The sequence below is a fragment of the Reyranella sp. genome, assembly GCF_050185545.1.
Lineage (GTDB): Bacteria > Pseudomonadota > Alphaproteobacteria > Reyranellales > Reyranellaceae > Reyranella.
The window spans coordinates 15,612-28,303 of the sequence record NZ_JBFWZI010000017.1 but is presented as its reverse complement, the minus strand read 5'-3'; the positions used below and the strand labels follow the sequence as shown (position 1 = coordinate 28,303).

Genomic DNA, 12,692 nt, shown 5'->3' with positions numbered 1-12,692 from the left:
CCCAGCTTCGCTGGGGAGGTGTCCGCGTCTTCGCGGACGGAGGGGGCATGGACTCGTGGATCATGAGATTCATGACCCCTCCGTCGCCGTAAGACGGCGACACCTCCCCAGCAGGACTGGGGAGGAGGAATAGAAAGCGTCGCTCCATGCTGGCAATCAACAACATCGAGGTCGTCTACGACCGCGTCATCCTCGTCCTCAAGGGCGTGTCGATCGATGTCGGCGACGGATCGATCACCACCCTGCTGGGCGCCAACGGCGCCGGCAAGACGACGACTCTCAAGGCGATCTCGGGAGTCTTGCGCAGCGAGCGCGGCGAGGTCACCAAGGGCACGGTGCAACTCGGCGATCGCCGCATCGACGGCATGCGCGCCCACGACGTCACGCGGCTCGGGCTCGTCCAAGTTTTCGAGGGCCGGCGCGTGTTCGAGAACCTGACGACCGAGGAGAACCTGATCGCCGGCGGTCACGTGCAGGGCAGCCACGCGGTGAAGCAGGGGATCGACCTCGTCTATTCCTATTTTCCGCGGTTGCGCGAGCGGCGTACCCAGGTCTCGGGCTATCTGTCGGGCGGCGAGCAGCAGATGCTGGCGATCGGCCGCGCGCTGATGAGCCAACCCAAGGTGGTGCTGCTCGACGAGCCGTCGCTCGGTCTTGCGCCGCTCCTGGTCGAGGAGATTTTCGGCATCGTCGACCGGCTGGTGAAGCAGGAGAAGCTCTCGGTCTTGCTGGTCGAGCAGAACGCCACCATGGCGCTCGGCGTCGCGGATCACGGCTATGTCATGGAAAACGGCCGAATCGTGCTCGAGGGGCCAGCCGCCAAGTTGCGCGACAATTCCGACATCAAGGAATTCTACCTCGGCCTGAACGAAGGCGGGGCGCGCAAGTCCTATCGCGACACCAAGCATTACAAGAGGCGCAAGCGCTGGCTATCCTAGGGGCGTCATGCGCCCCAGTTTGCCGATCGTCCTCGCGCTCCTCTGCTCGATTGCCGCACCCGCGCTCGCGCGCAGCGAGCTTGCGCAGCAATGCGCCGCCTTCGGCGAGAGCCAGTACCGCCAGCTCGATCCGTCGGTCGACCGTGTCACCGCGGTCGACTTTCCGCCGCCGGCCCTGGAGCGGTTCAACGGCAAGGCGGGGTCGCAGCCGGTCGCTGCCGCCCTGACCCTGCGCGGCCGGCTCACCTACCGCAACCGGGCGCCCTTCGAGACGCAGTTCGTCTGCCTGCTCGATGGCGGCGAGCGTCCGCTGTTCTTCTATGCGCTGCCGGCGCTGGCGGCGCGCCCGGCGCCGACGCCCGCGGTCGGCCGTGGCGGGGCGCCGGTGCCACAGCTCCAGCAACCGCCGACGCGGCAACCGTCGCAGCTGACCATGGCGCTGACTCCGCCAGCCGCGCCGCGCACCGCCGAGCCTGCGCGACCGGGCAACGCCACCCGGCTGCGCGGGCTGGTGCGCGACCTCGGCGGTCGGCTGCAGTTCATGCCATGCGACGGTGCGCCGCTCGCATTGGAGGATCGCACCGAGCGCCAGGAGCTGCTCAGGACCCTGCGCGAGCTGACCGCCGGCCAGGAGGGGCGTCCGATGTTCGTCGAGGTCTATGGCGTGCGCGAGACCGGCGCCAACACCGGAATCGGCGTCGTGGATCTGCGTCGCGCGGCGGTCGAGACGGCGGGGTGCCGCGAGCGCTTCGACCAGCGCGAATGGATCGCGAGCGGCAACGAGCCGTCGTGGCGTCTCGAGGTGACGTCGCGCGACATGGTGATGAGCGTTCTGGGCGGCCTGTCGACGCAACGCGTGCCGCATGGCGGCCCGCAGAAATCGGGAGGCGGTCTCGAGTACGCGAGTACCGACGGCACTGACTTGCTGGTGACGATCGACGAGCGGCGCTGCATCGATAATCAGTCGGGCTCGTTGTTCGCCTACGTCGTCGAGGTCAGGAGCGAAGGCAGGACATACCCGGGCTGTGCGGCGCATAATCCCGCGATGCCCGCACCATAGGGCCGAGGAGGATGGCAATGGACCAGATCGAGCAGCTGCGCGACATGATCGGTTCGGCCACGCGCATCGTCGCGTTCACCGGTGCCGGCATCTCGACCGAATCGGGTATTCCCGACTTCCGCTCCCCCGGCGGCATCTGGACCCGTTACAAGCCGATTTACTTCGACGATTTCATGTCGTCGGAGGAGATGCGACGCGAATCCTGGCGACGCAAGTTTGCGACCGACGAGACCATGCTCAAGGCCGAGCCCAATGCCGGCCATCGCGCCCTTGCCAAGCTGGTCGAGCAGGGTCGCATGAGCGCCATCATCACGCAGAATGTCGACGGTCTGCACCAGCGCTCGGGGGTGCCCGAGTCGAAGGTCATCGAGCTGCACGGCAACTCGACCTACGCGAGCTGTCTGGACTGTGGCCATCGCTACGAGCTCGACGCAATCAGGCGGGCCTTTCTCGGCTCGGGCAAGCTGCCGATCTGCGTCAAGTGCGACGGCATCGTGAAGACGGCGACCATCTCGTTCGGCCAGGCCATGCCGGAGATCCAGATGGCGCGAGCCCAGGACGAGACCACGGCCTGCGATCTGTTCATCGTGCTGGGCAGCTCGCTGGTGGTCTATCCGGCGGCCGGCTTCCCGCGAATCGCCAAGCGCCGCGGCGCCAAGCTGGTGATCGTCAATCGCGACGCGACCGACCAGGACGACACCGCCGACATGGTGATCCATGCCGAGATCGGGTCGACGATGAGCAGAGCCATCGGCGTCAACTGAGGCTCGTCGTTGCAGGCAGCGGCCGGACACGGTTTAATCGGCACATGTCAGGGAGACGCCAAATGAACATCACTCGCAGGGGCGCCCTGCTGGGCGGGCTGGGCGCGGCAACCGTCTCCGGGATGCCGGCAGCCGCGCAGGACATCACGTTCTTCCGCATCGGAACCGGCGGGACGGCGGGCACCTACTTTCCGATCGGTGGCCTGATCGCCAACGCGATCTCCAATCCTCCGGGCTCGCGGTCGTGCGCCGAGGGTGGCTCGTGTGGAGTTCCGGGCCTGGTTGCGACGGCGGTGGCGTCCAATGGATCGGTCGCCAACGTCAACGCCATCTCGAGCGGCAGCATGCAGTCGGGCTTCACGCAGTCGGACGTCGCCTTCTGGGCCTACAATGGCAGCGGCATCTACGAAGGCAGGCCCAAAGTCGACGTGCTGCGAGCCATTGCCAACCTCTATCCCGAGAGCTTCCATCTGGTGGCGCGCAAGGGCTCCGGGATCAAGTCGATCAAGGACCTCAAGGGCAAGCGCATGTCGCTCGACGAGCCCGGGTCGGGCACGCTGGTCGACGCCCGCCTGATCCTGGCCGCCTACGGGATGACGGAGAAGGAGATCAAGGCGGAGTACCTCAAGCCGCAACAGGCTGCCGACAAGCTCAAGGATGGCGCCCTTGACGCCTTCTTCAGCGTCTCCGGCTGGCCCCAGGGCGCCGTCGCCGAGCTGGCCGCGACGACGGGAATCGAGTTGGTGCCGATCGATGGGCCGGAGGCCGAGGGGCTCGTGAAGCAGTACAGCTTCTTCGCCCTCGACGAAATTCCGGACGGTGTCTACAAGAACGTCGCCGGAGTGAAGACGGTCAGCGTCAACGCCATCTGGGCGACTTCGAGCAAGCAGGCCGACCAGTTGATCTACAACGTCACCGCCGCGCTGTGGAACCCGAACACCCGCAAACTGCTCGATTCCGGCCATGCCAAGGGCCGCGCCATCAGGTTCGAGACTGCCATCCAGGGCCTGGGCATCCCGCTGCACCCGGGGGCGGAAAAGTTCTACAAGGAGAAGGGGCTCATCAAGTAGGTACGCCTCATTCTCCTCCCCAGCTGCGCTGACAGCGAAGCTGGGGAGGTGTCGCCGTCTCACGGCGGCGGAGGCGTCATGGCTCTCACGTCTCATGAATCATGACCCCTCCATCCGTGAAGACGCGGACACCTCCCCAGCGAAGCCGGGGAGGACATAAGGCAACGGGAGTTCGTTTGAGCCTTCAAGTCGATCATGCCAAGTCGGCCGAGCTCGAGCGCGAGTTCGATTCGGAGATGCGCTTCCGGCCGCTCGGCATCAGCGGCACCTGGATCGTCGCCGGCCTGCTGCTGTCGCTCTCGCTGTTCCACTTCTACACGGCGGGCTTCGGGCTGCTGCGCGAGCAAACCCACCGTGGCATCCATCTTGCGCTTGTCCTAGGCCTGATCTTCCTGGTGTTCGCTGCCAACCGGAAGGTGGCGCCCAAGGCCGCGACCGGTGTGCTGCATCCGGGCGGCGTGCCCCTCTACGACTGGCTGCTGTTCGCCGCGGCCGTCGCCTCGTCACTCTACCTGCCGGCAATCTTTCACGACATCGCCTTCAAGACGGGCAATCCCGACGTGATCGACGTAGTGATGGGCACCACCCTGACCTTGGTCGTGATCGAGGCGACGCGACGGACCATGGGCTGGGCGCTGGTGTTCATAACAGTGGGATTCATGGCCTACGCCTTCGCCGGGCCGTGGATGCCTGGCATGCTGGTGCACCCCGGCACGACTTGGGCGCAGCTCGCCGATCACCTCTACCTCACCAGCCAGGGCATTTACGGCATCCCGATCGGCGTGGTGGCGACCTATGTCTTCCACTTCGTCCTGTTCGGCGTGGTTGCCATGCGGATCGGCCTCGGGCGGCTGTTCCTGGCGTTGGCGATGGCGGTGGCCGGGCGATTCGCCGGCGGGCCGGCCAAGGTCGCGATCTTCGGCTCGGCGCTGTTCGGCATGATCTCCGGATCGTCGGTCGCCAACGCGGTGACCGTGGGCTCGCTCACCATCCCGATGATGAAGCGGTTGGGCTACCGGCCGACCTTCGCCGCAGGCGTCGAGGCCACGGCGAGCACCGGAGGGCAGATCACGCCGCCGGTGATGGGCGCGGCCGCCTTCCTGATGGTCGAGTTCCTGGAGCTGCCTTACCAGACCATCATCATCGCCGCGATCGTGCCGGCTTTCATGCATTTCTTCGGCGTGTTCATCCAGGTCCATTTCGAGGCCAAGCGGGTCGGCCTGCGCGGCCTGACGGCGGACGAGATGCCGGACTGGAAGCGCGTGATGCGCCAGGACTGGGTGACCCTGATCCCGCTCGCCGCCCTGATCTGGAAGATCTTTGACGGCTCGACGCCCTACCTGGCGGCGTTCTGGGGTATCTATCTCTGCATCATCGTCGGTCTGATGCGCTCGATGCGGCCGCGGCTGCCGATCGTCGAGATCGTCATGGTCCTCGCCTGGGCGATGCTGCTGATGTTCGGCCGCTCCATCCTGCCACCCGTTCTCGCCGACTGGTTCGCCGAGATCACCTTCAGCCTGTTCGTGCTGCTGTGCATCGCGCTGTGGCGCCTCAACCCTGCGCCGGCGCTGCATTGGCGGGACCTGCTGGATGCCTTCACCATCGGCGCCAAGTACGCCCTGGCCGTTGGGGCGGCCGCAGCGGCGATCGGCATCATCATCGGCGTCGTGACCCTTACCGGCACGGCGCTCAAATTCGCCACCATCATCGTCGGCGTCGCCGCGGATGCGACGTCGCTGGTCCAGGCTTGGCTGCCGTTCGACAAGGCGACGCTTCTCAAGTTCTTCACCCTGGCAATGACCGCGCTGGTGTGCATCCTGATGGGCTGCGGCGTGCCGACGACAGCGACCTACATCATCATGGTGACGATCGCCGCGCCGGCGCTCGGCCTGCTGGGCGTTGCGCCGATCGTGGCGCATTTCTTCGTCTTCTACTACGGCGTGCTGGCCGACGTGACGCCGCCTGTCGCCGTCGCCGCCTACGCCGCCGCCAGCATGGCCGGAGCCGATCCCTTCAAGACGGGCAACACTGCCTTCCGGCTGGCCATTGCCAAGGCCCTGGTGCCATTCGTCTTCGTCTTCTCACCTTCGCTCCTGATCGTGGCACCGGGATTCAGCTGGCAGGAATTCACGCTCACGTTCGCCGGCTGCATCGTCAGCATCACGTTTCTCGGCGCGGCGCTGTCGGCGTTCCTGCTGGTGCGCCTGTCGCTCTGGGAGCGGATCTGGCTTTGCGTTGCCGCCGCACCGGCGATGGCGCCGGGCGCTACGGCGCTGCTCGCCAGCCTGGTGCTCAGCCTGCCGGTCCTGGGCTATCAGCTCGTGCAATATCGGAGACGGTCCCATGCGACTTGAAGGCAAGGTGTGCGTGGTAACCGCTGCGGGGCAGGGGATCGGGGCGGCTACGGCTCGCGCCTTCGCTCGCGAGGGCGCCACGGTGTGGGCGACCGACGTCGACGCCGGCAAGCTCGCCGGCCTCGCCGGGACGAAGGGCGTGCAGGCGCATCGCCTCGACGTCCTCGACAGCGAAGCGATCGGTGCGCTGGCGCAGCAGACCGGTGTGATCGATGTGCTGTTCAACTGCGCGGGCTTCGTCCATCACGGCAGTGTGCTCGACGCCACCGACGAAGAATGGCGGTTCGCCTTCGATCTCAACGTGCGCAGCATGTTCTGGACGATCCGGGCGTTCCTGCCCGGCATGCTGTCCAAGGGAGGCGGCTCGATCGTCAACATGTCGTCGGCCGCCTCCTCGGTGAAAGGCGCCGCGCTCCGCTGCATCTACGGCACGACAAAGGCCGCCGTGATCGGCCTCACCAAGTCGATCGCCGTCGACTACGTGAGCAAGGGCATCCGCTGCAACGCCATCTGCCCCGGCACCGTCCAGACCCCGTCGCTCGACGAACGCATCTCCTCCCTGGGCGGCGGATCGGACGCCCGCCAGTTCTTCCTGCAGCGTCAACCGACCGGCCGTTTCGGCTCGGCCGAGGAGATCGCCGCCCTTGCGGTCTACCTGGCGAGTGACGAATCGGCGTTCACGACCGGCACGGTGAACGTGATCGACGGCGGCTGGAGCGTCTGACGATGAATATCGAGGCGATCGCCAGGCTGGCGCCGGTCCTACCGGTGCTGACCATCGAGCGTCTCGCCGACGCCGTTCCTCTGGCGCGCGCCCTGGTCAAGGGTGGCCTGCCGGTCGTCGAGGTCACCTTGCGCACCGCCGTTGCGCTCGACGCGCTACGTGCGATCGCGGCCGAGGTGCCCGGGGTGGTGGCAGGCGCGGGGACCGTCCTCGAGCCCACGCAACTCGATCAAGTACAACGGGCCGGCGCCCGATTCGTCGTCAGCCCGGGCTGCACGCCAGCGCTGGCCGCAGCCATCCAGGCCGCAGGATTGCCATTCCTGCCAGGTATCCAGACCGTGTCGGAGGCAATGGTCCTGGCCGAGGCCGGGTACCGCCTGCTCAAGTTCTTCCCGGCAAGCAGCGCCGGCGGCGTGAACTGGCTCAAGGCGGTCGCCGCACCGCTGGCCGACATACGCTTCTGTCCAACGGGCGGCATCGATTCCGACAGCGCACCATCCTACCTGGCTCTGCCCAACGTCGCCTGCGTCGGTGGGTCCTGGGTGGCGCCGGGAAGGATCATCTCCACCGGCGACTGGCACGAGGTGGAGCGGCTCGCGGCCGCAGCTTCGCGGCTCAATCGGTTCTGGTCTTGATCTAGAAGATGCTTCAAGATGTACCGGTAAGAAGATGAGAAGTCATCATGAATAGACTGGCAGTGATCGCGTCGTTGTTCGTGCTGGCTGCCGCAAACGCCCGGGCCGATACGGTTCTGGTGCTGAACTCGGATGACGCCTCCTACAGCATCATCAGTCGCAGCTCTCGCACCGAGCTTGTCCGGTTGCCGGTCGGCCGGGAGCCGCATCACCTGTTCCGCAGCCCCGATGGCAAGGACGTGCTGATCGGCTCCACGGTGACAAACGAGCTGCTGGTGCTCGACAACAAAACCGCCGAGAAGCGGGGTGTCGTGCGCGACATCGTCGACCCCTACCAGTTGGGCTTCAGCCCCGACGGCAAGTGGTTCGTCACCATCGCCCTTCGTCTCGACCATGTCGATTTCTACCGCGCCGACGGCTTCAAGCTCGTCAATCGCATCTTCGTCGACAGCATGCCGAGCCATCTCGCGTTCGACACCGAGTCGAAGACTGCCTTCGTCACTCTTCAGGAGAGCGGACGGCTGGTAGCGTTTGATCTCGAGACCCAGGCGATCAAGTGGAACGTGAAGGTCGGCACGGCGCCAGCCGGCGTCCTCATGCTGCCCGACAACAATCGGTTGCTCGTGGCCCTCACCGGGCAGGACGGCCTCGTGGTCGTCGATCCCAAGGACGGCGCGATTACCGGCAGCCTGAAAACCGGGCGGGCGGCGCACAATTTCTGGCCCAAGGGCGACGGACGCCACTGGTTCCTGAGCAACCGCGTCGAGAACACCGTGTCGCTTATCGACACGCAGGAGATGAAAGTCGTTGGCACGATCAAGGTGCCAGGCGGTCCCGACTGCATGGACATCACGCCCGACGGCAAGGAGCTTTGGGTGACGCAACGCTTCCTGCGGCGCATCGCCGTCGTCGACCTGGAGCAGATGAAGGTGGTCGCGTCGATCCCGGTCGGCAAGTCGCCGCACGGCCTGGTCATGCTCGATGCCGTCGGACCTCCCAGCGGCACACCAATTCGCACCGTTTCGGCAGCACCCAGGAAGAAATAGGCTGGCGCGCCGATGCGCGACCTCATCGACCTTTGGGTGGGCTGCCAGGCCTGGATCTTCGAGACCGCGGTCGCGCCGGTGCTGTTCGAGTTCGGCCTCATGGAATGGTACGAGCCGGGCTTCGATGCCGTCGAGATCGTCATGCTGGGCGTCGTCCAGATCCTGGTCATCGCGCTCGGCATGCGCTTCTTCGAGAAGCGCTGGCCGCTGGATCGGACCGCCAACGACGACCTGGTGGCCGTCGATCGGGTCTACACGATTCTGAACAAGCTCGGCATCGTGCCGCTCGCCGTGTTCGTGGTGAGCTTTCCCATCACCAACCAGATCGAGTATCTCACTCGCGCCGCGGGCTTCGTGCCCCCGCGACTCGAGCAGATCGTGCCGTGGCTGTACGACAACGCGCTCGCCTCGTTCCTCGTCTACTTCGTGCTGTACGACTTCGCTGCCTACTGGCTGCATCGCGCGCAGCACAAATTCTCCTGGTGGTGGGCGCTGCACAGCCTGCATCACAGTCAGCGCCAGGTGACGGTATGGAACGACGATCGCAATCATATCGTCGACGATCTGCTGATGACCCTGGCGTTGGCGGTGTTCGCCCAGTTCGTCGGCGTGCAGCCGGAAGACTACATTCTCATCCTCATGGTGGGTCGGCTGGTGGAGAGCTGGTCGCACGCCAATGTCGACGTGAGCTTCGGGCGCGTCGGCGAGAAGCTGCTCGTCGGACCGCGCTTCCATCGGCTTCATCACGCCCTGGCGAGCCCCGAAGAGCGTCATATCCACGACCACAATTTCGCGCCGGTCTTTCCGATCTGGGACATCCTTTTCGGCACGGCGATCTACGACGGCAAGCATCGACCGACCGGTGTCGACGACCCGGTGGTCGACGCCGACAACGGCCGAGGCTGGATCGCTCAGCAGGTGACCGTGTTCGGCCGCTTCGTGCGGGCGCTGCTGCCGCGTCCTATGCGCGCGCCAATTCAGCCTGGACTTCGGCCGCCCGCGGAATAGGCGCTACGGCGCCGTAGCCGCGTGTCTTCAGCGCCGCTGCGACATTGGCATAGCGGCCGGCAGTGAAGGGATCGTCCCCGACCAGAAGACGCGCGAGGAACGCCCCCGCGAAGGCATCGCCCGCGCCGGTCGCGTCGACGGCCTTGACGCGGTGCGGTGGGATCGTGACCCGGCTGTCGCGCGTCGCGATCAGCGCCCCTTCGCTGCCCATCTTCAGGGCCACCAGCGACGGTCCGAGGCGGAGATAGCGGTCGACGATCGCGTCAGGGGCCTGGAGGCCCGTGAGCTGACGCGAATCATCGAGGCTGGGCAGCAGGATGTCGCACCTGGCGGCGGTGGCGTCGATCGTTCGCCGCGCCTCGTCGATGTCCCACAGGCGCAGGCGCAGGTTGGTATCGTACGACACGCGAACGCCAGCCCCTCGGGCGGCCTCGATGGCGGCCTCGCAGGTCTGTCGCGCCGGCGTGCTGATCGCCTGGCTGATTGCCGAAAGATGCAGGATCCGCGCACGCGCAATGTAGTCGGTGGCAAGGCCGTGAGCATCCAACAGCGAGGCGGCCGATCCCTTGCGCAGGAAGTCGAAGCGATGGCCGCCCTCGCCGTGAGTGACGAAGTAGACGCCGGTGGGTGCCGTGGGATGGCGATGCACGTGCGTGGCGTCGACCCCTTCGGTTCGCCACAGATCGAGGAACGCCTCGCCCATCCAGTCCTCGCCAAGGCTGGTGAGATAGCCGGCCGACGCGCCCTGGCGCGCCGCCGCGATTGCTGCGTTGGAGGTGTCGCCGCCGAAGCCCTGCAGCCATGTCCGACCGTCGCCGTCGCGCGGACGATTGAACTCGATCATGGGCTCGCCGACGCTGACGAGGGCAGGGGAGGAGGGCATAACGCGACGGTCCCACGCCGCGGTCCGGCGCTCAAGCTCGACGCTGGACTTCCGCAACGCCTTCTCTCACGGTGGCCGGACACATTTCGGGAGGAATGACGATGGCCACCAAGAAGGGCGCCAACGGCAAGGATGGCGGAAAGCGCCGGCTGCGCAGCCGCGACTGGTTCGATGCCCCCGGCGATCCGACGATGGCGGCCCTCTATCTCGAGCGCTACATGAACTTCGGGCTGACCCTGGCCGAGCTTCACAGCGACCGGCCGATCGTGGGCATTGCCCAGACCGGAAGCGATCTGTCGCCGTGCAATCGCCATCACCTGGAGCTTGCCAAGCGCGTGCGCGATGGCATCCGCGATGCCGGCGGCATTCCGATCGAGTTCCCGGTCCATCCGATTCAGGAGACCGGGAAGCGCCCGACCGCGGCGCTCGATCGCAACCTCGCGTACCTCAGCTTGGTCGAGAGCCTGTACGGCTACTTCTTCGACGGCGTCGTGCTGACGACGGGGTGCGACAAGACCACGCCGGCCATGATCATGGGCGCGGCCACGGTCAACATCCCCGCCATCGTGCTGTCGGGCGGGCCGATGCTTGACGGCCACTACGCTGGCGGCCTGGCGGGCTCCGGTACCGTGGTCTGGTACGCCCGCCAGGAGCTGGCGGCCGGCCGCATCGACCTCAAGCAGTTCCTCGAGATGGTGGCGTCGAGCGCACCGAGCGTCGGCCACTGCAACACCATGGGCACGGCGCTGTCGATGAACAGCATGGCCGAGGCACTGGGCATGTCGCTGACCGGCTGCGCCGCGATTCCCGGCCCCTACCGCGAGCGCGGCCAGATCGCCTACGAGACCGGCAGGCGCATTGTCGACATGGTGTGGGAGGATTTGAAGCCGTCCGACATCCTGACACGCAAGGCGTTCGAGAACGCCATCGTCGCGGCGAGCGCCCTCGGCGCCTCGACCAACTGCCCGCCGCACGTCAATGCGATCGCCCGCCATATCGGCGTCGACCTGCACAACGCTGACTGGGACAGGATCGGCTACGACATCCCGTTGCTGGTGAACTGCATGCCGGCCGGCAAGTATCTCGGCGAGGCGTTCCATCGCGCCGGCGGCGTGCCGAGCGTGATGCGCGAGCTGCTGGCCAGGAAGAAGATCCATGGCGATGCGATTACCGTCAGCGGCAAGACCATGGCCGAGAACCTCGCCTCGGCGAAACCGGTCGACGGCGACGTGATCAAGCCCTACGACAAGCCGATGCTCGGCCAGGCGGGCTTCGCCGTGCTGTCGGGCAACCTGTTCGAATCGGCGATCATGAAGACGTCGGTGATCTCGGAAGAGTTCCGCAAGAAGTACCTCGAGCGGCCAGGCGACGCCGATGCCTTCGAGGGCACGGCCATCGTGTTCGAAGGTCCCGAGGACTACCACCACCGCATCAACGACCCGAGCCTGCCGATCGACGAGAACAGCATCCTGTTCATCCGCAACGTCGGGCCGGTGGGCTATCCCGGCGCAGCCGAGGTGGTGAACATGCTGCCGCCCGATCGCCTGGTGAAGGGCGGGGTGCTGTTGCTGCCGTGCGTCGGCGACGGTCGGCAGAGCGGCACCTCGGCGAGTCCGTCGATCCTCAATGCCTCACCTGAAGCTGCCGTCGGGGGCGGCATGGCGCTGCTGCAGACCGGCGACAAGGTGCGGGTCGATATCGGCAAGCGGCGCGCCGACATCCTGATCAACGACGACGAGCTCGCACGCCGCAAGGCGGCGTGGAAACCGCACGTCAAGGAAAGTCAGACGCCGTGGCAGGAGCTGCAGCGCAAGTTCGTTGGCCAGCTCGCCAGCGGCGCCTGCCTCGACTTCGCAGTGAACTACCAGCGCATCGTCCAGACCAAGGGCGTGCCGCGGCATTCGCATTGAGGGCAGGCGGACACTTTTGTGCGCCCCCCGTCATCGGGGGAGGTGCCCCCGCACGGGGCGGAGGGGGAAGGCCTCAGAGAAGATCCATGGATTCCCGACGTCGGAACTTCATCAACCTCGTTTGAGGCCTTCCCCTTCCGCCCCGTAGGACGGGGCACCTCCCCCGATTACGCCGATTACGGGGGAGGCGAATCAGAAGGCCGTCAGCGGAACAGGCGCTGCTCGACGGAGACCGGCAGGTCGACGCGATTGATCAGCACGATCGCCCAGGGGGATGTCGGCTGGGTGGGCGGACGGACG

11 protein-coding genes are annotated in these 12,692 nt (G+C 66.3%); 10 read left to right on the top strand and 1 reads right to left on the bottom strand.

All coding sequences use genetic code 11. The features are described 5' to 3' along the window. Positions 1-146: 146 nt before the first annotated feature. From AB7O82_RS07045 to AB7O82_RS07005, 9 genes are all read left to right on the top strand, one after another. The gene (locus tag AB7O82_RS07045) at positions 147-938 is read left to right on the top strand and encodes an ABC transporter ATP-binding protein (RefSeq protein ID WP_428541693.1); all 792 of its coding nucleotides are present in this window, start codon (positions 147-149) and stop codon (positions 936-938) included. Positions 939-945: 7 nt separating this feature from the next. Then, positions 946-1,998: a hypothetical protein gene (locus AB7O82_RS07040; protein WP_428541690.1), complete on the top strand. Its 1,053-nt coding sequence runs from the start codon at positions 946-948 to the stop codon at positions 1,996-1,998. A gap of 17 nt (positions 1,999-2,015) precedes the next feature. After that, positions 2,016-2,762 (top strand): SIR2 family NAD-dependent protein deacylase, encoded by a 747-nt coding sequence (locus tag AB7O82_RS07035; protein WP_428541687.1) that lies wholly within the window; start codon positions 2,016-2,018, stop codon positions 2,760-2,762. Between the two features lie 62 nt (positions 2,763-2,824). After that, a complete protein-coding gene (locus AB7O82_RS07030) occupies positions 2,825-3,832 on the top strand; it encodes a TAXI family TRAP transporter solute-binding subunit (protein WP_428541684.1) in 1,008 nt (335 codons plus the stop codon). A gap of 101 nt (positions 3,833-3,933) precedes the next feature. Then, the gene (locus AB7O82_RS07025) at positions 3,934-6,186 is read left to right on the top strand and encodes a TRAP transporter permease (protein ID WP_428541681.1); all 2,253 of its coding nucleotides are present in this window, start codon (positions 3,934-3,936) and stop codon (positions 6,184-6,186) included. Further along, positions 6,176-6,910, top strand: a complete 735-nt coding sequence (locus tag AB7O82_RS07020) for an SDR family oxidoreductase (RefSeq protein WP_428541678.1) — start codon at positions 6,176-6,178, stop codon at positions 6,908-6,910. Before AB7O82_RS07025 ends, AB7O82_RS07020 begins: the two co-directional genes overlap by 11 nt. 2 nt (positions 6,911-6,912) lie before the next feature. Continuing rightward, the gene (gene eda, locus AB7O82_RS07015; protein ID WP_428541675.1) at positions 6,913-7,545 is read left to right on the top strand and encodes a bifunctional 4-hydroxy-2-oxoglutarate aldolase/2-dehydro-3-deoxy-phosphogluconate aldolase; all 633 of its coding nucleotides are present in this window, start codon (positions 6,913-6,915) and stop codon (positions 7,543-7,545) included. Between the two features lie 47 nt (positions 7,546-7,592). Next, entirely contained in the window at positions 7,593-8,591 is a 999-nt protein-coding gene (locus tag AB7O82_RS07010; RefSeq protein ID WP_428541672.1) for a YncE family protein, read from the top strand. A gap of 12 nt (positions 8,592-8,603) precedes the next feature. Beyond that, positions 8,604-9,599: a sterol desaturase family protein gene (locus tag AB7O82_RS07005; RefSeq protein ID WP_428541669.1), complete on the top strand. Its 996-nt coding sequence runs from the start codon at positions 8,604-8,606 to the stop codon at positions 9,597-9,599. On the opposite strand, the gene AB7O82_RS07000 is transcribed toward AB7O82_RS07005, so the two are convergent. Beyond that, positions 9,553-10,443, bottom strand: coding sequence for a sugar kinase (locus AB7O82_RS07000; protein ID WP_428541666.1), 891 nt, complete (start codon positions 10,441-10,443; stop codon positions 9,553-9,555). The genes AB7O82_RS07005 and AB7O82_RS07000 overlap by 47 nt on opposite strands. Before the next feature lie 134 nt (positions 10,444-10,577). Between AB7O82_RS07000 and AB7O82_RS06995 the strand changes: the two genes are divergently transcribed. Continuing rightward, positions 10,578-12,392, top strand: a complete 1,815-nt coding sequence (locus AB7O82_RS06995; protein WP_428541663.1) for an IlvD/Edd family dehydratase — start codon at positions 10,578-10,580, stop codon at positions 12,390-12,392. Positions 12,393-12,692 lie beyond the last annotated feature (300 nt).